Here is a 20,276-nt window from a genome sequence, read left to right on the forward strand (position 1 = left end):
ATTATTGTAAGAAGAGTTAATAATAATCATAATGGAATATTAGAATGTTTTTTCTTTGGGTTCGAGTCTACTTTTGTTTTCAATAATTGAAATGCATTAATTAGTTTAATTTTAGTTTCACTCGGTTTAATTACATCATCAATATAACCTCTTTCCGCGGCAATATACGGACTTGTAAATTTCTCAATATATTCGTTTAACATTTGATTGAGTTTTTCTCCGGGATTTTCCGCAGATTGGATTTCTTTTTTAAATATAATTTCAACCGCGCCTTTTGGACCCATTACGGCAATTTCCGCTGAAGGCCATGCAAAATTAAAATCGCCGCGAATATGTTTGGAATTCATTACATCATAAGCGCCGCCATACGCTTTTCGAGTAATAACAGTAACTTTTGGAACTGTTGCTTCACTAAAAGCAAAAAGTAATTTTGAGCCATGTTTTATTATTCCGCCCCATTCTTGTTCTGTTCCCGGCAAAAATCCCGGAACATCCTCAAAAACCAATAATGGAATATTAAACGCGTCGCAAAATCTTACAAATCTTGCGCCTTTTACAGACGCGTTAATATCTAAAACACCCGCTAAGACTGCCGGCTGATGTGCGATAATTCCAACTTTTAAACCTCCTATTATTCCAAAACCAATTATTATATTTTCGGCAAAATTTTCCTGAACTTCTAAAAATTCGCCGTCATCTAAAATTTTAAATATAACTTTGTGCATATCGTATGGTTTATTGGAATTTTCCGGAATGATTTCATCAAGTTCAGGCATCAGTAAATTTTCGGTATAATCAAAATCTTTCTCAACAGGACTATCTTTCCAATTCAATGGAAGATAATCAAGTAATTTCCTTATGTTATTCAGCACTTCAATTTCACTATCAAAGGCAAAATGCGCTACTCCGCTCTTTGAAGTATGAGTTTCCGCTCCGCCTAATTGTTCGAAAGAGACTTCTTCATGTGTTACGGTTTTTACAACATTTGGACCTGTAACAAACATGTGGCTTGTTTTCTTAGTCATAAAAATAAAATCGGTTATAGCCGGAGAATAAACCGCACCGCCGGCACATGGACCCAAGACCGCTGAAATTTGGGGTACAACGCCAGACGCTAAGGTATTACGTAGAAATATTTCAGCATAACCTCCTAAGCTTACTACTCCTTCTTGAATTCTGGCTCCTCCCGAATCATTTAATCCAATAATTGGAATACCGATCTTCAATGCCATATCCATAAGTTTGCAAATTTTTTCCGCGTGCGCTTCCGATAATGAACCGCCGAATATCGTAAAATCTTGACTAAAAATTGCAATTGGTCTTTTGTTAATTTTTGCAAATCCGGTAATTACTCCATCTCCCAAAAATTTTTGTTTATCAATTCCAAAATCATTTGATCTATGTTTAACAAACATATCAATTTCATCAAAACTTCCTTCATCAACCAAAAGTTCAATTCTTTCTCTTGCCGTTAATTTTCCTTTATTATGCTGACTAGAAACTCTTTCAATCCCACCGCCAAGTTTAGCTTCTTTTCTAAGATTATCAAGGTATTCGTTTTTATTTTTCATAATTAAACGGAAAAGTTGTAAAATTTATTGGTAAGATTAGTTTTAAAGGTTTCTTCAATATTATTTCTAAGGAGTTTAAATTCATTTTTTTCAATAACATCCAAATTTCTTTCAGCAGGGAAATTAACCTTTACACATTCAATAATTTCACCCGGGTTTTTCTTCATCAAATGAATATTATCTGATAAAAAAATTGCTTCCGTAATATTTGTTGTTCCAAATACAATTGATATTTTTGTTTCGTTATAAACCTTTCTTAAAAGAATATATATTTCTTCACGGGTTTTGTCTTTCAAATTATTGAATGGTTCATCTATTACAATTAGTTTCGGATCAACTGCCAATGCCCTTCCTAATGATATTCTAAATCTGAATCCTTCACTTTTATTATGAGGGAAATGATCTTCATAGCCCGCCAAACCAACCAAATTTATAATTTTATCAATCTCATCTTTTTTAAGATTTGAATTAAAACAAATATTATCAAAAACATTTAGCCAAGGAAATGACGACGGCAAGGATGGAATAAAAGGGATGTTATTTTCTTGTGTAAAAATTTTACCGCTTGATTGTTTCTCTAAACCAGCCATTATTTTTAATAAAGAAGTTTTTCCGGAACCTTTGGGAGCAAGTATTGTAAGAAATTCATTCTGCATTAACGAGAGTGAAATATTTTCCAAAAGATGAATTTTATATCCAACTTTATCGGTAAACTGTTTAGAAATATTTTCGGCAGTTAATATAGTTTTATTCATCCAAACTTTCCCAATAGAAATATTTTGATTTAATAATTTTCATCAAATATGAGAAGATTGTTAGAGTAATGATCAAAACAATAATTATCAGTAGAAGATAAACAAAATCCTTATACCTAAGCATGTTATGAATACTATTACCAATTCCATCGGTCTTATTTATAAATTCGTAAACTAAAACATATGTCCAAATTAGAAAATGATATTTCAGGAATACACCGTAAACATCCGGCTGAACGGATTTCCAAATTACTTTATTTATTATTTCCTTTTTGCCTAGTCCTAAACTTAATGCCGAAGAAATATATTCTTCTTTAACTTTTACTGATTTCTCCAAAACTACGGTTTTTAAAACAGCCATTAAGATAATAATTGTAAAGATTACTTCTCCGTAATCTGCTTCGCCAAACCAAAGATTGAAAATTAAAATTAGAAAAATCGGGAGAATATATTCAGATGATTTAAAAAATGAAAGAATATTCTGAAAGGATATTGCAAATTTTAGAAGAGTACTAAAAAAAAATCTAATTATAAAATATGTCGCGATAAATGTAAGATAGACAATGGATAATGTATAGAAGTAACTATTGACAAGACTTTTATCATTTATTAAACTAGGAATTGATTCAATCAAAATGGAAGGCTTGGGTAAAATTTGATTAATAGGTAGAATAAATTCGAAAAGAATTATATAAACAAATAAGAGAACGCTTATCAATGAAAACGTTAATTTCAAAGAATTATTTTTAAATATACTTTTTTCAATCATTTGCATAATGAATTTGTTATAACCTAAAAATTATCTAATCAAAACGTTATAATCAATCTATCTTAATTTAAAAATGGATTATTAAGTTTTTCATATCCGATTGTTGTTTTATCTCCATGACCAGGAAATACTTCGGTATTATCAGGTAAAACGAGTAATTTTTTAATTATAGAATTAATCAGGGTATTATAATCACCGCCAGGCAGATCAGTTCTTCCTATTCCATCTAAAAATAAAACGTCTCCGCTAAAGCAAAAGTTATCAAATAAAATTGAAAATTCCCCCGCTGTATGTCCCGGCGTAAAAAGAAATGTAAAATAATTTTCACCTAAATTTAGTTTTAAATCTTCAGTAATAAATTTGTCAGGTGTAGGTGATTTTGCCGCTTTAAATCCGAACAATTCCGATTGCGACATTAAATTATTTAATAACGGCATGTCTAATTCCGGGGCAAAGAATGTACAATTGAATTTATTCTTTATAAATGCGTTACCCAAAACGTGATCAATGTGGCAGTGCGTATTTATTAAATATTTGAGAATAAGATTCTCTTTAATTATGAACTCAATAATTTGAGATTCTTCATTTTCATTATAACATCCGGGATCAATAACCATAGCTTCCATAGATTCGAAATCCCAAACCAAATAAGTATTTTCTTGAAACGGATTAAAAATAAATTTTTTAATTTTAAGCATAAATCTTACTTAAAATTCTTCTTAATGTTATGAAACAAATTTTTTGTATAATTTTTATAATTTGCTTTTGTTTCCTCCAAAGAATCACCGCCAAACTTTTCAAGCATAAACTTAGCGAGAACCCATGCAAGAGCTGCTTCTCCAATAACGCCGCAGGCTGGTACAGCAACAAAATCACTTCTTTCCCTTCTTGCTTTCATTGAAGTCATACTTTTTAGATCTACGGTTTCAATCGGCTGCATTAAAGTAGCAATTGGTTTCATTGCGGCTCTAACAATAATAGGTAATCCAGTTGAAATTCCGCCTTCAATTCCGCCGGCTCTGTTTGTTTTTCTCGAGAAACCGTCATTATTTAAAGTTATTTCATCGTGTGATTTCGAACCGAATAATCCGGCAGATAAAAATCCCGTTCCAATTTCTACACCTTTAATTGCATTTATTGACATAAACTCAAAAGCAATTGACGCGTCTAATTTTCTATCATAAAACATGTAAGAACCAAGTCCCACAGGTACACCGGTTGCGACAACAACAATATTGCCGCCCAAAGTATCGCCATTTTTTTTGGCTAATTTGATTTTATTAATTATTTTAGTTTCTTGTTCCGGATCAAGAACACGAACATCGCTTTTATCCGCTTCATTTGCTAAATCAATTGCCGAAAATTTTTCCGGCAGATTATTATCAAATAATTTTTGCGCAAAGTTATTTTTTGAATAAACGTTTCCAATACTTTCAACAAAACTACCAACCGTTATTCCAAACTCTTCAAGAAATTTCCGAGCAATTGTTGAACCGGCAACTCGTGCGGCAGTTTCTCTTGCGCTAGATCTTTCAATGGAGTTTCTAATATCACTAAAATTAAATTTGCTTATTCCTGTTAGGTCTGCGTGTCCGGGTCTTGGAATTGTAATTTTCTCTACTTTATTTTTAATTGGAGTATGGCTCATTAACTCTGTCCAATTTTTCCAATCTGAATTACTGATATTAAATGAAATTGGAGATCCCAAAGTTTTTCCGAAACGAATGCCGGATAGAATTTCAATTTCATCAGTTTCTATTTTCATTCTTCCGCCACGACCGTAACCCATTTGTCTGCGTCTAAGCTGATCATTTATATATTCTTTATTCAAAGGAATGTTTGAGGGAAATCCTTCAACAATTACCGATAGGGCTTTTCCATGAGATTCGCCGGAAGTAAGAATTCTAATCATTATTTTCCTTAAATATTGTTGGTATAAATATAAAAAAAACGCCTATGAAATTTAGGCGTTTTCTTTAATTGTTTTATAAAAACTGAATATTATTCTTTTGGAATTTCTAGACCAATAAACATTGTTGTTCCTTCATCATTTTGGACTTTCAGTAAAATGGCTTCTCCTTTTTTAGAATTTATTAAATCTTCAAATTCATTAACGGAGTTAATATTTTTTTTGTCGACTTGTGTAATAATTAGTCCGGCAAATAACCTCTGATCAGATGCCTTACTGAACGGTTCAACATTTTTAATAATTACACCGTTTTTGACCTTATATTTCTTCAAAGCAGAATCATTAAGATCTTGGACAGTCAGACCCAAATCTTTAATGGTAGCTTCTTGAATTTTATTATTTTCTTTTTTCTTATCTTTTTTTAGATCAACAAATTTTGCTGATTCTTCTTTGTCTTTTTCTCTAGCTTTTAAAACAACTTCTCTTTTGATTTTTTTACCGTCTCTGAATAATGTTAAATTAACTTCAGTTCCGGCATGTTTGGTTGCAATATAGCTCTGTAATTGATTAGGTTTATCGACTTCTTTACCGTCAACTTCTAAAATTACATCGCCGGCAACTATATCCTGACTTGCAGCCGCGCCATCTTCAATTACGTCATTGATTATTATTCCCATCGGTTTTTCAAGTCCCAATGCCTTTGCGGTCGCCGCATCAACTTCTTTAATACTTACGCCAATATATCCTCTACTTACTTCGCCGTTATCTATTAAATCCTGTGCAACAGTTTTTGCGATATTTATAGGAATTGCAAAACCATACCCAATATAAGTTGCTGAGAATCCACTTGTTGCGATAGCTGAATTTATTCCAACAACCGCGCCGTTAAGATCAACAAGCGCGCCACCGCTGTTTCCGGGATTTATTGCAGCATCAGTTTGAATAAAATCTTCAATACCGTATGTGTCTTTCATTATTCCAATATTTCTGCTTGTTGCGCTTACAATTCCCGCGGTTACTGTTGAAGTTAAATAACTTAACGGATTACCTATTGCTAAAACCCATTCGCCAACTCTGAGTTTATCGGAATCGCCTAAATAAGCAGCCGGCAAATCATTTGCGTTAACCTTTACAACCGCAAGATCGGTCAACGGATCTCTGCCTATAATTTCTGCTTCAAGTTCCCTTTTATCAAATAAATGAATTGTAACTTTCGAAGCATTTTCCACGACATGATTATTTGTAAGAATGTAACCATCTTTTGAAATAATGACGCCGCTTCCGCTTCCTTCGCGTCTCATATCTTGGTCCTGATTTTTAAATTCAGGGAAATTGAAAGGAAAATTGAAAAGATCTTTATGCGGATCTTCCTTAATGGAACTAACAACATTTATGCTAACTATAGATGGAGTAACTTTTTCTGAGACTTCTACAAATGCAGTATTAAAATTTGTTAATGTTAAATTTTCTACAGGTGAGTTTGGACTTCCAATGGTTTTATTTTCTGCCAGATTTAGTTTTACAAGATCTGCGCTTGTAACTAGAATTGCACCAAAAACAATTCCGACTATTATTAACGAAATTTTACCAAATAAATTTTTGGATTTCATTTTTATAACCTTCCTTTATAATATTTGTAATGATTTTATACCTGAAAATTCCGAATTATGAAATATCAAGTATCTCTCTAAAATAAAAATTATATTTTCTAAATCTTTTTTCTTATAAGAAAGTGATTTACTTTTGGATGTTAAACATACAAATAAATTAAAAAGTTCCTTTGTAAATTGATATGTACTTATTTTTTCAGAATTACATTTCTCACAAATTATTCCATCATTATAACTAAAGGCGTTTTGTTCTGTTTCCAGTAATTTACTTCCGCAGTTTGAACATGTATTAAAATTTAATTCAAATCCAATTTCTTTAATAAAGAAAATTAAAAATTGAGTGAAATGCAAAATAGGGTCGGATTGTTCATCATTTATTAAATTTAAAATTCTAATTACACCTCTATACAATTTCTCATTTTTGTCTTTTTCTAAAACAAGTTTTAAGATCAGCTCACAAATTGACATAGCATATTTTAATTTGGCTAAATCGGATTTTAAATTGGCAAAATGTTCTATTAAATTTACTTGAGTAATAAGCTGAAGTTCTTTTTCATCTTTATTATAATACACAATTTCAACGTGGTTAAGAATATCTACCTTACTGCCTAATTTTGATTTTGGACTTTTTGCTCCTTTGATTATTGCGGAAATTTTGCCGTGTTCTTTGGTATATAAATGAATAATTAAACTGGAATTGCCGAAATTTATTTTCTTTAAAATTAGGGCTTCATTTTTTACTATTTCTGCCATAAGTAATTTTAAATATCTTTAAAATTGTAAGGCGGATTGTGCAAATCTTTTTCGGTAATTATTCCCGTTATTAATTTTCCGGGAGTTACGTCAAATGCCGGTGAGTATACTTCGTATTCGTTATTTGTTATATATTTTCCTTTAATAGAATTTAATTCCCCTTTTTCTCTAAACTCAATTTTTATATTATCACCTGAAACACAATTCTTATCAATTGTTGATGTAGGCGCGGCAATATAAAATGGGATATTATGATATTTGCACAAAACCGCCAAATTATATGTACCAATTTTATTTGCCGAATCACCATTTAAAGCTATTCTATCAGCTCCTGTTATTACTAAATCTACCTCATGGTTTTTCATTAAAAACGCTGATGCCGAATCAACATTTATCGCAAATGGAATTCCAATTTTACTTAATTCAAAAGCTGTTAGTCTGCTTCCTTGTAATAAAGGTCTGGTTTCATCGACGTGAACAAAATTAACATTCCCATTTTCAAAACCATATTTAATTACATTAAAGGCGGTTCCATTACCGCCAGTGGCTAATTGACCGGTATTACAGTGAGTTAGAACATTACTTTTTTTGCTAAATATTTTTATTCCGTTCTGTGCAATATTTTCACACATATTAATATCTTCTTGATGAATTAGTTTAGCTTCTTTCATCAAAATATTAGATATTTCTCCGGAGTTTTTATTTTGGAAGTAAACCTTTTTCATTCTTTCCAAAGCCCAAAAAAGATTTACCGCGGTCGGTCTTGTTTTAAATAATCTGATATATACGTTGTTAAAATGATCTGAATTATTGGTTGAAATATTTTTATAACTTAAAGCAATTGCATAAGCAGCTGCAATACCAATTGCCGGCGCACCGCGGACTTCTAGCCTTTCAATGGCAACAGCAATTCTTTCATAATCGTCAGTAATGATATAGACTTCTTCAAGCGGTAATTTAGTCTGATCGATTAAAACAAGTTTATTCTCAATAATACTTATTGATTTGAAATTAGACATCATCAAACCTTGATAGTTCTCGAAACTCAACAAACCTGTCATGGATTTGAAGTTTGTCCAACTCTTCTAAGCCTTTTGTACTGAATTGTTCAACACAGAAAGACGCCATAGCACTACCATAAATCACTGCACGTTTAAGCGTATCAAAATCTCTATCGATAACACTGTGTAAATAGCCTGCAAATCCGCCTAAGAAAGTATCGCCCGCGCCGGTTGGATCATAAATAGATTCTAACGGATATGCCGGAGCAGAAAAAACTGTTTGATTGTGAAACAGCAAAGCTCCGTGCTCACCTTTTTTTATTATTAAATACTCAGGACCCATGTCTCTAATAATTCTTGATGCCTTTATTAAATTTGCTTCGTTTGACAATAATCTGGCTTCTGAATCATTAATGATCAATACATTTGTTTTAGCCAGCACTTTCTTCAGATCATCCAATGTATTGTTTATCCAAAGGTTCATTGTATCACAGATTATATAATTATTTCCTTTGAGCTGATCGATAACCGATAGCTGCAGTGAAGGCTGAATGTTTCCTAAAATTACAAAACTATTTTCTCTTGATTTTTCGGGAACAATTGGATTAAAATTTTCGAACACATTTAGATCTGTGTAAAGCGTATCTCTAACATTCAGATCATAATGATATTTCCCGCCCCATCTAAATGTTTTTCCATTTTTTACAATTTCAAGATGTTCAAGATCAACCATATGATTTTCAAGCATACCGATATGCTCATTTGGAAAATCTTCTCCCACCACGCCGATAAGCTTGACGGGTTTTGTAAAATAACTTGCTGTCAATGAAATATAAACGGCTGCTCCGCCTAGCGCATTTTCAATTTTGCCGAATGGTGTTTCTACATAATCCAAACCAACGGAACCAACTACTAATAAATCCAATATTCCCTCCGGAAATAAATCAAAATTTATTTATGAAATATAAAAAATGATTCTTTATTTATGAATTACTTAAATTGAAATTCAGAATTGAATTTGCAATGAAAGTCCCATTGCTGAGGAGTTTAAATAAGGTAAAACTCGAAAACTTATTTTTTCTTTTGAATTTTCTTTTCTTTCATTTTCAAGATTAGAAAAAAACTTTCCAGCGGTTATTCCTATTGTTGCGCCTAAAATTGTGTCAGATAGCCAATGATTATTTGAATATATTCTTTGAAAAGCCGTTAATGAAGCTAAACCATAAAGACCTATGCTTGCATAAATATTATCTATTCTTTCGGAAAGAACCGTGCTAATTGTAAATGCTACCGTTGAATGCCCACTTGGCAATGACACGTTAATATTTTTAAATTCGATAAAATTAAAATCAAATTCACCTTTATTTTTTTTGGGACGGCTCCTGCCAATTATTACCTTTAAAACTGTTGTTGTAATTCCTGCCGCTATTAATGATTCCGTTAAAATTCTTCCCGTAGTTCGTAATTCTTCGTTCTCAAAAATCAATCCGCTTCCATAAACAAATAACGGAATTCCGATTAAGCCATAGACATCGCCATAATATTTTCCCGCTAATGTAAAATCATCTAAAAAATTAGACTGATTGGTTCTCACTTTATTTTGAACTTCTTTATCAATTGATATTAAAATTCCGGTACCGACCGTTATGCCGGATAAAACCAGCCAATCATTTGCTGAAAACATTAGCGGTCTTGAAAAATATTCAATATTATTGTTTGCGACTAGTTCAATATCATTACTTATCTCGCAAACAGAATCAGCAATGCCAATTTTGTTTTGGCACAAATAAATTGATGAAAACGGTAAATTTATTGCTGTAATCAGCATTAATAATTTTGTAATTCTCATATTATTTGACTTTAATAAAATTCAATGTTTCGTATTTTTTTTCAAAATAATCTTTAATAATTTTTTCCGATTTTTTTTGTCCTGGCCATGCGAGCATTTTTTGTGATTTTTTATAACTAACCCATTTAAATTTTACATGTTCATTTGATAACTTAAACTTTGTTTCATCTTTTACAGTAGCGACAAAAACGGGAATTTGAGTTATTGAATCTTCAATTTCATTATAGAAATTATTTATATTCGGCACAATAAATAATTCATCAATATCTAAATTTGTTTCTTCCTTTATTTCGCGAATTGCGGTTTCATAAGCTTTTTCATTAGCTTTAATCTTACCGGTTACCATTTGCCAAATATTAGGATACTTTTTCTCCGGTGATCTTTTCAACAATAGAAATTCAACTTTTTTATCAATAATTCTTACAATGTGCGCTTCAATTAAACTTGTAACTACTTTCATATATTAACTCATTTTATAAATTAAAAATATGCTCTGGCTTCAGCTCGCAAAGTATTTATTACCCTGCCTTTCCCTTGAAGTCTTCCGAAATAATTTATATTGGTCTGCAAATTTCCCGTAAAACGATAGTCAAAATTTGCTCTCCAAATATAATTTTTGCCAATTAAATTTCCGTTCGTAATTTCAAATGGAATAATATTTTTGTCCGTATTTACAAGCAATTCGGTTCTTTCAATTTCAAATCTCAATCTTCCGGTTTCCAATAATGAAAGTGTTAATCTTAATCCGACTTTGTTTTCATCCAATATAGTTGGTGTTTCCGGATACTTGTCTTCAAGTCTTCCCACCTTAAATAAAAACCCGATTTCTACGTTATTATAAGGTCTGTAAGAAAAATCCGACTGTAATTCACTTTTATTGACTAACCGCGAACGATTTGTATTTAGCGGAGCAAAAACATTTTCAATAAAATATTTATATTCGGTTTCGTTATTTATTTCATCAACCATTCTAAATTTAACTCGAATATTTTTTTCGTTATAATATGATTTTTCTAAACCAGAGCTAAATTGATTTAGGTTTCTTGATTCCGTAAATCTTAAACGGAATGACAAATCCCTTTGATTTTTTAAAATATGCAGATCCTGCTGAAGATAATTAGAACCTCTCATCGTAAGCGAATCATTTAAGAAGTATTTGAAATTCAGAAAATATATTTTTTTCGTATCCTCTATTTTACTATTCTCTTCAACTCTATAAGTAGTTTCCGAATATAATGAATTAAATACTGAATTTAAGAAATTATTCTGATTGAAATATTTTGCAAAATCAATTTGAAGTCTTGAATTAATTTTCAAATCGATAACAGGAAATAATTCATCGGTTGGAAGCGTTGATTGAATATAATCTCCGTTATAAGGATCGATTATATATTCATTTTCTTCCGCAATTCCATTTCCATTTAAATCTCCTTGATAAGAATATGTACCAGTTCCTTCAATAACTCTTATATAAACTTTTTCATATTTTGCCGTTCTTTCCGATGCGGCATTATAATAAAAATTTCCGGAAATAAAACGGTCGAACAAATTTAAATTAGATTGTGTTCTCAATAGTATAGTTTCATTGTTTCCCAATCCCATATTGGAAAAAGTTTCTGTATACTTTTTCTTGCGAAATGATAAATCCAAGATTGAAGAAAACTCTTTTATTCCGTTCCAGTTTGCTGAAAACGAATTAGTATATGATTTTGATTCGTCAAATAAAACCCCTTTGATAGGTGAATATTCGTTTGTATAAGTATATTTTGCTATTAACAATAAATCGTTTCCTGTATTAAAACTTACAAACGGCGCAAATTCATTATACTTTAAACTGCTGTTAACCAAAGAGTCGGTATTAATAAATTTTTCATTTTTATCTTCGGTTCTAAAAGATAAGCCCGGCTGCAAATATTCATTTTGGTATGATACTTCTCCAGTTTGACGAAGCCAATCTGAATTTAATTTTTGATTTTCAGTAATAACTTTGTCAAACTCATAGTTTACATTTACCCTGCTATAATTTCTCCAATTTGTCTTTACAAATATTCTTTCCGAAGAAAATGAACTTCCTTTTTTTAAATTTCCATATTGCCCGATAAAATCAATATTTTCAAGCGGATTGTATGCTAATTGCATTTCATTCAAAGATTCTTCTTTGTTCAATGCTCCGGCCGTATTGTAATTACGGTCGAATTCAACTTCGTTTATTCTGTCAATGGTTTTAAATCTTTCGTTTAAAAATCTAGTTTTTAGCGTGCCGCTGAATTTGCCAAGATCTGAATTAAATATATTTATATCAATCGGTTCAATTTTCAGCTTAAAATTTCGCGCAAATCCGTTATTATCTTTATCATCAATACTTGAAAATGTATTTTTATCATAACTGCTTCCTGCTAATTCAAAGTTCAAATTTATTTTATTAATTGGAGAATAATCAATTACGAAATTAGCAAGTTGATTTTTTTCGGGCAGCGGTAAAAGTTTGATTGGAAGGTATGACCCTTTCTTTATTCCAACGAACTTAAATTTTCCAATGCTTTCACGAATATAATCGCCTTTATTGTCTCCAACAAAACTAAATATGATATTAAATTTTGCTTCGGTTGAACCGGGCGCGTAAATATAAATTTTATAATCTTCATTGGAAATTAGGGTGTCTTTTACCATATAAATTCCCAACGAATCACCATCCAATTGAATAATTCCAGATTGTGATGCTAATAATTTATTATCGCCGGCATTATTTAAAATATTTTCACTTGTTTCGTTTAATGTAAAATCTATCGGATTATTTTTGTTGTCTCCTTCCTGGTATGCATTTATATAAATCTTCAGCGAGTTATTGAATAAGTTTCCCTGCGCGTTTGTCGAAAGTGTATTTCTATCATATTGACGGTTTGTATATTCAAAATCAATTGTAATTCTGCTTAACGAAGTAATTAACATTTTAGGCGTAAAAGTAATTTCACCATTCGAATATTCAATTGTATAATCTTTATTTTCTCCCCTGCTTAATTCCTTCCCATCAATAAAAACTTTTTCGCTGCCAGCAATTACAATAATATCATTTTCTCCATTTACGCCTGTTAATCTATATGGACCTTGAACGCCGTCGGTTCCATTAAACTGCATTGAATTAAATTTACCTTTGGAAGAAGCGAAAGAAAAAGAACCGTTATAATTTTCAACGTTAAAATTTCCAATAACACCCTGCAGTTTACGATCAACTTTTCCAAACTCGCCAATGCTTTGCTTTAAATTATAATCGCCAAATATGGCGTTTGCGTATTTATGTTTAATTTCAATAAAAACTTTATCAAGTTCTTCTAACCTTTCAGTATTTCCTTCAGGCTGTATAGGCGTATTTTCATCCGTTAATGCGGCAACAATTTCAATATCCTCCGAAATTTTTCCCGCAAGCTGAAGGCGCAAACCGCTATTTACCGTTAAATCTTTATTTGAACCAAATGTAAATCCTCGTAGTAAAGTTCCGCTGCTTTTTAAGTCCTTGCCCAGAATTGCTTTTGTTGAAAGATCAACGGATTCATTTTTAACAGCTCCGATATAATTATTTGAGTTATTATCAAAATACTTTATTAATGTTCTGTTTTTGTAATTTTTCCTAAGATTAAAATTGTAGGAAGCGTACTCAACTAATAAAGTATCGAAAATTGAATATCTAATTGAATCAGCAAGTGAAATTGAGTTGGTTTCAAAATTGAGAGAATACTGATTTGGTTCTAATATTTTTTTATTTATGCTTACTTTTTCCGAAAAAGGAATAATATAAACCGTATTTAGTTCATAGAGATTTTGAAAGTTAATTTTAAAGGTATCTGTTTTTGTTATTTGGGAAAAATCATTTTGTGCCGACAGATTTGAAATTAAAATTGGAAGCAACAGAAATATTATAAGGAATTTCAACGATTTCAAATATGGTCTTTTTTATAATTTGATTAATTTATTTATCAAAACTATAAGGTGGGAACAGTTAATGCAAGTCAATAAACAAAAAATCCCACCGAAATTGATGGGATTTTTGTATTTGAAATATTAAATTATTTATATCTTACTCATATCTTAACGCTTCAATCGGGTCTAAATTTGCCGCTTTGTATGCAGGATAAGTTCCAAACCCAACTCCAACAAGTACACAAAGTAAAACTCCAATTGCTACCCAATCCATTGGAATTGAAAATTCACCTCCAATAGCTGAGCCGGCTAAATTTCCAACAATTAAACCAATTATAATTCCAATAATTCCGCCAAATAAAGAAAGTACAACGGACTCAATTAAAAACTGCATGAGAATATTATTTCTTTTAGCTCCAATTGCTTTTCGTATTCCAATTTCTCTTGTGCGTTCAGTAACTGAAACAAGCATAATGTTCATAATTCCGATTCCGGCGGCAAGCAGCGCGATTAAAGCAATAACATATGCGCCAATTTTTACACCCGCGGTCATATTGTTAATATCATTTAAAACTGATTCGTTTGAAAATATTGCAAAATCTTCATCTTCTCCCGGTGGAACTTTTCTTATTGTTCTAAAATATCCAACTGCTTTTTCTATAAGTTCATTATAATCGGCTTTTGAGAATGAGCTTACAGTAATATTAACACTCTCTTCATATTTTCCGTAAAAATTTTGAAAAGTTGTAATCGGAATTGCGCCAAAATTATCTTTATCATTTCCAAAAGAAGTTGCCTGTTTTTCTAATACACCAATAACTTTTAGTTTTTTGTTATCTACTTTTACTTCCTGTCCAATTGGATTGAGATCGCCAAATAAAGTTTCAGCTAATGTTTTTCCAAGCACAATACATTTATCGTAACTATTTACATCATTATAATTGAAACTTCTGCCTGATTCGGCAATCCATTTGTTATTTGGAAAGGCTTCCGGCGTGCATCCAACAATCTGGACATTCGGATTTGTCTTTTTATTTTCATAAGTAAACAATTTTCCCCATTCCCATTGTTCAACGCCTACAGCTTCAGCTTCTCCCTGCAGTCTATCTCTCAGTGCATAATATTCATCAACCGTTAAATCTTTTCTATTTCTATATTTATCTCGTTCACCTCTATCCATCATTGCGGGGTATTTTTGAATTTGAAATGTCGTTTGTCCTAATTGAGAAACGCCTTCCTCAATACTATTTTGAAGCATAGAAACTACAGTACTGATTGTTATAATTGAAAAGATGCCAACAATAATTCCTAAAATTGTTAAGAGTGATCTCAACTTGTTAGCTCTTAAAGAGCTCAAAGCTACTAATAATATTTCCATTATTCATACCTCAAAGCTTCAACCGGATCCATTTTTGCTGCAGTCCATGCAGGAGCAATTCCCGAGAGAACGCCTGTCAATAAAGAAATGCCAATTGCAATTACAACCGCATCAACTTGCACTGAAACCGGAAAATTATATTGTTCAATTATTTTAGCGCCAAGCACCGCAATAAATAACCCAATAATTCCGCCTATCAAACATATTGCTGCTGATTCGGTAAGAAATTGACCAAGTATAGTTCTCTTTTTTGCGCCAATTGCTTTTCTTATTCCAATTTCTCTGGTTCTTTCTTTTACCGAAACAAACATAATGTTCATTATTCCAATTGCACCGACAAATAATGCCAAGCCTGTAATAAATAATCCCGCAATTTGAATAACGCCGACTTGCTGATTTATCATATCCAACAAAACATCCTGCTGGTTAATTGAGAAATTATCTTCATCGCTGTACTTTAATCCGCGAATTCTTCTCATAATACTGATCGATTCTTCTTTTACCGCGGCAACAGATTGATTGTTTGGAGCTCTGACACATATTGAAATTCCACCGCCCCATCTGCGGTTTTGAAAATCTTTAAACATTGCTCCAATCGGAATATAAATCATATTATCAGGATTAAAATCACCAAATAGAAAACTTCCTTGCTTGTCATTTATTCCCAATACTTGATATTTTTTCCCGCCGATTTTAATTACTTGGTTAACGCCATTTCCCTGAGGAAATAGTTTATCGGCAATTTCTCCACCTATAACGCAAACTCTTCTTCCGGCATTACTTTCAATCTCACTAAAAAATCGGCCTTCTGTAAATTTCAAATCGGTTGTTTTAATGTAATCTTGATTTGTTCCAACAATAAAACAACCTTCTACAACAATGTCTTTAAGAGTAGCAGCTTCTCTTCTTATTGAACGAGGTGAAACGGCAATTGGAAGAACGGCTTGATTTTTAAATTTATGAAATTCATCCATATCAATATCCGGTCTGCTTCTCAATTCCCACCAAGGAATTGTTCCGAACCAAGCCCATTTATCTATAAAAATGTTATCAGTTCCCATTATACTTGTAGCGCTTGACTGAAATGACTCGTCAATTCCTTTTATGGCAGTTGACATTAAAACAACTGAAGCAACGCCAATCACAATTCCCAATGTAGTTAATATTGATCTGATTTTATTTGCTCTAATTGCATTGAACGCAATTATTAAACCTTCTTTTAACTCAAATAAAAAGTTTGACATTTAACTATTTCCTTTATACTTCTAATTTTAGAGGAACTGCTACTCTTCTATTAGTAATTATTTCATCTTTCTCAATTAGTCCGTCTCTTAAACGGATAATACGATTTGCATGCTCCGCAATATATTCTTCGTGTGTTACTAAAATAATTGTATTGCCGAGTTTATAAAGATTTTCAAACAGTGCCATAATATCTTCACCGGTCTTTGTATCAAGGTTTCCTGTCGGTTCATCGGCTAATATAATTGATGGATTTGTAACAAGCGCACGCGCGATAGCAACTCTTTGTCTTTGTCCTCCCGAAAGTTCATTGGGTCTATGATCCATACGATCTTCAAGGTTAACTTTAATCAATGCATCTTTTGCTCTTTCTCTGCGTTCTTCCTTACTTACACCGGCATAAATTAGCGGAAGTTCAACGTTATGCAGTGCATTTGACCTGGCAAGCAAATTGAAAGTCTGAAATACAAATCCAATTTCTTTATTTCTAATTGAAGCAAGCTCATTATCATTCATATCACTTACATTTTTATTTGTAAATGTATAAAGCCCTTTTGTTGGTGTATCCAAACAGCCTAAAATATTCATAAGAGTAGATTTACCAGAACCGGAAGGACCCATAATGGCAACATATTCATTTTTATCAATTTTTAATGAAACATCTCTTAAAGCTTGTACTTCTTCCATTCCAACTTGATAGTATTTTGCAATATGTTCAATTGTAATTATGTTCATTATTTTTCCAATTAGTTTTATTCATTATTCAGATTCTTCTTCATCACCTGAATTTTGACCGCTGCGTTTATTTGTAATTTTAACTTTTGTACTATCATTCAATTCTTTTGAAATTGCTTTGTACGGACCGCTAATTATCATTTGTCCATCCTTCAAACCGCTTACAATTTCCATATATGCGTCATCGCTAATGCCTGTTTTAACTTCAACCATTTTAGCAAGATTCCCTTCTTCCACAAATACAACTTCAACGGGTTTAGCTTTTTCTTTAATTTCATCCGATTTGGAATTACCTTTTGATTTTGAATTTTCTTTCTGATCTTTCATTTTCGGCATTCTTGCGGTTACACTTTGTATAGGAACTGAATTAACATTTTTTCTTGTTTCGGTTTTAATATCAGCATCGCATGACATTCCCGGACGGATTTTAATGCTAGGATTTAACAGTCTAATTTCAACGTCAAAATTTACAACTTCATTTTGTGTTCCGGTTTCGGAAGTTTTTGCACTGTTTCCAATTTGTGTAACAACTCCTGTAAACTTTTCTTCTCCAAACGCGTCGATTTCAATTGTTGCAGTATCACCAATCGATATTAAAACAACGTCATTTTCATCAACTTCAACAATTGCTTCCATTTTACTTAAATCGGCAACTGTCATTAAGTGTGTTCCCTGACTAAAAGAACTTCCTAACACACGCTCGCTCTTTTCTACATTTAGCGCGCTAACAGTTCCGTCAAGCGGAGCATAAATTGCTGTTTTATCAAGTTCAACAACCGCATCGTTATAATTTTCATTTGATTGTTGAACAGATGCTTTTTGAGCTTCAACTCGAGATTTAGCGCCTATATAAGCAGATTTGGCTGCTTCAAGATCGGAATCGCTTGATAATTTTTTATCATACAATTCTTTAACTCTGTTGTAATTAGCCTCAACTTCAACTAAAGTGGCTTCTCTTTCTCTTAGTGATGCTTCAGCTAAATTTAAACTTGCTTTAGCAACATTTCTTCTTGCAATATATTGATCCGGTTTTAATCTTATTAAAAGTTGTCCTTTTTTTACAACGTCACCTTCTTGAACAGGAAGTTCAACGATTTCACCCGTAACTTCCGGTCTTAGTTCAACTTTTTCAACGGGATTGATTATTCCGTTTGCGGAAACAATTTGAGTAATATTTCTTTTTGCTACTTTTTCGGTCTGTACAGTAACAATAACTTCTTTATCGCCGCTAAATACAGTTAAAAGAATAACTACCAATAACAAAAGTCCAAGTCCGCCAAATATAAATAACTTTTTCTTTGACTTTTTTCGGTTATTTTTGCCCATTATTAAATCTCCTTCTGCAGATTTTAATTATATTTTTCAATTTCAAGTTTGCCTAACGCATTCATCAGCTTATCTCTATTTTGATAATATTGAAATTTAGCACTAATATTATCTCTTAAAGCTTGTGTATAATCTTTATCGGATTGCAGTACATCCAGGATAGTTCCTGAACCTAAATTATATCTTTCGTTGTTAACTTTTCTATTTTCTTTTGCTGCAATTATATTTGAATTAGTAACTTCCAATTGTTTTTTGGAGGCAACTAAATTTAAATAACTTTCTTTAACCTCAATTTTAATCGTTCTTTCCAGTGCAAGTATATCTTCTTGAATATTCAATTTATTCACTTCTGCCAGCTGCATGTTTGCTTCAGTGCTCCAATTTGAAAAAATTGGTAAGCTTAAGGTCAACCCGACATTATATGTTTCTCTATCAAACAATAAATTTGGTTTTGTAGCGCTTGTACTGTATGAATAATTTCCGCTTAGCGATGGCAGCAATCCTGATTGTGCAATTGTTTCACCTTTTTCGGCGGCTGATAAATTTAATTTCATACTTTTTAGATCCGCTCTGGAATTTAAGGCGTCATCTACCATTGATTCTATATTGCTGAAATCTTTAAATAGAGTTTCTTCTTCACCAATATTAGTTGAATTGTAAGGATCAACCATTGAATAATTTTCAAATATATCCAATGCTAAATAATTCAAGAAATTATTTTTTGCCGTTTCCCAATCATTTTGAGCTTGTATCAGTAGTAATTGAGCATTGCCAACACTTACCTGTTGAGTATAAACATCGGCTATTGGAATTGAACCAAGTTTATTTCTTTCTTGAATTTGTTCTAATAATTTTTGGTTAAATTTAACATTATCTTCTCTAACTCTTACCAACTCTTCGGAACTGATTATAAGATAGTAAAGTGAAGTAGTAGTATAAATAATATCTTGTTTTAATTTTTCTAAAGAAAATTCAGCCGATTCCAAATTATTTTCCGCTTGAGAAATTCTTGAATAATTTGCAAGTCCGTCAAAAAGTACTACATTACCTCCGGCTGATAAACTAAAATTCCTTGTATCTGTTTGAGTTTGCGGAGTTTCTATTGGATTACCTAAATAATCAATTTGTTGTCCGCCGGCATCATTTACTCTTTGCCATCCCCATGTGCCTCTAATTCCCAAATCCGGCAATAAGTCACCATAAGCGCTCTTTATGTTAGCTTTATCAACTTGAAGTGAATTTTTGCTTTTTATTAAATTTGAATTTCTTTGAAGCGCAATTTTTATTGCTTCATCTAAGGTTAATAATTTTTGACCAAAAAGATTTGTGCTAATCAGAATGACAAACACTAACCAAATCCTACTCATATTTAATCTCCAATTTTGTTTAAGAGCTTGTAAATTTTAGTCATTTGTAATTATGACGAAAGTATTTTTAAAAAGTTACAAAATATTATATTTTAT

Annotated in this window: 17 protein-coding genes; all 17 read right to left on the bottom strand. The window is 31.8% G+C overall.

What is annotated here, in order from left to right; all coding sequences use genetic code 11:
• Positions 1 to 26: 26 nt before the first annotated feature.
• The 17 genes from IPK06_03340 to IPK06_03420 all read right to left on the bottom strand — a co-directional run bounded on the left by IPK06_03340 (position 27) and on the right by IPK06_03420 (position 20,180).
• Positions 27 to 1,571, bottom strand: coding sequence for an acyl-CoA carboxylase subunit beta (locus IPK06_03340; GenBank protein ID MBK7979044.1), 1,545 nt, complete (start codon positions 1,569 to 1,571; stop codon positions 27 to 29).
• A gap of 2 nt (positions 1,572 to 1,573) precedes the next feature.
• A complete protein-coding gene (locus tag IPK06_03345; protein MBK7979045.1) occupies positions 1,574 to 2,326 on the bottom strand; it encodes an ATP-binding cassette domain-containing protein in 753 nt (250 codons plus the stop codon).
• Positions 2,319 to 3,095 carry a hypothetical protein gene (locus IPK06_03350; protein MBK7979046.1) on the bottom strand — a complete coding sequence of 259 codons (777 nt, stop codon included), beginning with the start codon at positions 3,093 to 3,095 and terminating at the stop codon, positions 2,319 to 2,321. The genes IPK06_03345 and IPK06_03350 overlap by 8 nt, the downstream gene beginning before the upstream one ends.
• Before the next feature lie 62 nt (positions 3,096 to 3,157).
• Entirely contained in the window at positions 3,158 to 3,793 is a 636-nt protein-coding gene (locus IPK06_03355; GenBank protein ID MBK7979047.1) for an MBL fold metallo-hydrolase, read from the bottom strand.
• 5 nt (positions 3,794 to 3,798) lie between these two features.
• Positions 3,799 to 5,004 (bottom strand): chorismate synthase, encoded by a 1,206-nt coding sequence (aroC, locus tag IPK06_03360; GenBank protein MBK7979048.1) that lies wholly within the window; start codon positions 5,002 to 5,004, stop codon positions 3,799 to 3,801.
• Between the two features lie 92 nt (positions 5,005 to 5,096).
• On the bottom strand, positions 5,097 to 6,614 hold the full coding sequence (locus IPK06_03365) for a Do family serine endopeptidase (GenBank protein ID MBK7979049.1): 1,518 nt from the start codon (positions 6,612 to 6,614) through the stop codon (positions 5,097 to 5,099).
• Positions 6,615 to 6,629: 15 nt separating this feature from the next.
• Entirely contained in the window at positions 6,630 to 7,367 is a 738-nt protein-coding gene (recO, locus tag IPK06_03370) for a DNA repair protein RecO (GenBank protein ID MBK7979050.1), read from the bottom strand.
• 8 nt (positions 7,368 to 7,375) lie between these two features.
• Positions 7,376 to 8,386: an S-methyl-5-thioribose-1-phosphate isomerase gene (gene mtnA, locus IPK06_03375; protein MBK7979051.1), complete on the bottom strand. Its 1,011-nt coding sequence runs from the start codon at positions 8,384 to 8,386 to the stop codon at positions 7,376 to 7,378.
• Positions 8,379 to 9,293 (bottom strand): sugar kinase, encoded by a 915-nt coding sequence (locus IPK06_03380; GenBank protein MBK7979052.1) that lies wholly within the window; start codon positions 9,291 to 9,293, stop codon positions 8,379 to 8,381. The genes mtnA and IPK06_03380 overlap by 8 nt, the downstream gene beginning before the upstream one ends.
• Before the next feature lie 81 nt (positions 9,294 to 9,374).
• A complete protein-coding gene (locus IPK06_03385; GenBank protein ID MBK7979053.1) occupies positions 9,375 to 10,217 on the bottom strand; it encodes a phosphatase PAP2 family protein in 843 nt (280 codons plus the stop codon).
• A gap of 1 nt (position 10,218) precedes the next feature.
• On the bottom strand, positions 10,219 to 10,677 hold the full coding sequence (locus tag IPK06_03390; GenBank protein ID MBK7979054.1) for an NUDIX domain-containing protein: 459 nt from the start codon (positions 10,675 to 10,677) through the stop codon (positions 10,219 to 10,221).
• Between the two features lie 20 nt (positions 10,678 to 10,697).
• On the bottom strand, positions 10,698 to 14,153 hold the full coding sequence (locus IPK06_03395; GenBank protein MBK7979055.1) for a hypothetical protein: 3,456 nt from the start codon (positions 14,151 to 14,153) through the stop codon (positions 10,698 to 10,700).
• A gap of 136 nt (positions 14,154 to 14,289) precedes the next feature.
• Complete coding sequence (locus IPK06_03400) at positions 14,290 to 15,510, bottom strand: ABC transporter permease (protein MBK7979056.1); 1,221 nt, start codon at positions 15,508 to 15,510, stop codon at positions 14,290 to 14,292.
• Complete coding sequence (locus IPK06_03405) at positions 15,510 to 16,754, bottom strand: ABC transporter permease (protein MBK7979057.1); 1,245 nt, start codon at positions 16,752 to 16,754, stop codon at positions 15,510 to 15,512. Before IPK06_03405 ends, IPK06_03400 begins: the two co-directional genes overlap by 1 nt.
• A 13-nt stretch (positions 16,755 to 16,767) precedes the next feature.
• Entirely contained in the window at positions 16,768 to 17,481 is a 714-nt protein-coding gene (locus IPK06_03410; GenBank protein ID MBK7979058.1) for an ABC transporter ATP-binding protein, read from the bottom strand.
• 30 nt (positions 17,482 to 17,511) lie between these two features.
• Positions 17,512 to 18,813 (bottom strand): efflux RND transporter periplasmic adaptor subunit, encoded by a 1,302-nt coding sequence (locus IPK06_03415; protein MBK7979059.1) that lies wholly within the window; start codon positions 18,811 to 18,813, stop codon positions 17,512 to 17,514.
• A 23-nt stretch (positions 18,814 to 18,836) separates the two neighbouring features.
• Positions 18,837 to 20,180, bottom strand: a complete 1,344-nt coding sequence (locus tag IPK06_03420) for a TolC family protein (protein MBK7979060.1) — start codon at positions 20,178 to 20,180, stop codon at positions 18,837 to 18,839.
• Positions 20,181 to 20,276: the final 96 nt, after the last annotated feature.

Source organism: Ignavibacteriota bacterium (assembly GCA_016713565.1).
Classification (GTDB): domain Bacteria; phylum Bacteroidota; class Ignavibacteria; order Ignavibacteriales; family Melioribacteraceae.

Excerpts from the sequence above, each read along its gene's own strand:
- IPK06_03340 (MBK7979044.1), bottom strand. The coding sequence starts at position 1,571 with ATGAAAAATAAAAACGAATACCTTGATAATCTTAGAAAAGAAGCTAAA.
- IPK06_03345 (MBK7979045.1), bottom strand. The coding sequence starts at position 2,326 with ATGAATAAAACTATATTAACTGCCGAAAATATTTCTAAACAGTTTACC.
- IPK06_03350 (MBK7979046.1), bottom strand. The coding sequence starts at position 3,095 with ATGATTGAAAAAAGTATATTTAAAAATAATTCTTTGAAATTAACGTTT.
- IPK06_03355 (MBK7979047.1), bottom strand. The coding sequence starts at position 3,793 with ATGCTTAAAATTAAAAAATTTATTTTTAATCCGTTTCAAGAAAATACT.
- IPK06_03365 (MBK7979049.1), bottom strand. The coding sequence starts at position 6,614 with ATGAAATCCAAAAATTTATTTGGTAAAATTTCGTTAATAATAGTCGGA.
- recO (MBK7979050.1), bottom strand. The coding sequence starts at position 7,367 with ATGGCAGAAATAGTAAAAAATGAAGCCCTAATTTTAAAGAAAATAAAT.
- mtnA (MBK7979051.1), bottom strand. The coding sequence starts at position 8,386 with ATGTCTAATTTCAAATCAATAAGTATTATTGAGAATAAACTTGTTTTA.
- IPK06_03385 (MBK7979053.1), bottom strand. The coding sequence starts at position 10,217 with ATGAGAATTACAAAATTATTAATGCTGATTACAGCAATAAATTTACCG.
- IPK06_03390 (MBK7979054.1), bottom strand. The coding sequence starts at position 10,677 with ATGAAAGTAGTTACAAGTTTAATTGAAGCGCACATTGTAAGAATTATT.
- IPK06_03400 (MBK7979056.1), bottom strand. The coding sequence starts at position 15,510 with ATGGAAATATTATTAGTAGCTTTGAGCTCTTTAAGAGCTAACAAGTTG.
- IPK06_03405 (MBK7979057.1), bottom strand. The coding sequence starts at position 16,754 with ATGTCAAACTTTTTATTTGAGTTAAAAGAAGGTTTAATAATTGCGTTC.
- IPK06_03415 (MBK7979059.1), bottom strand. The coding sequence starts at position 18,813 with ATGGGCAAAAATAACCGAAAAAAGTCAAAGAAAAAGTTATTTATATTT.
- IPK06_03420 (MBK7979060.1), bottom strand. The coding sequence starts at position 20,180 with ATGAGTAGGATTTGGTTAGTGTTTGTCATTCTGATTAGCACAAATCTT.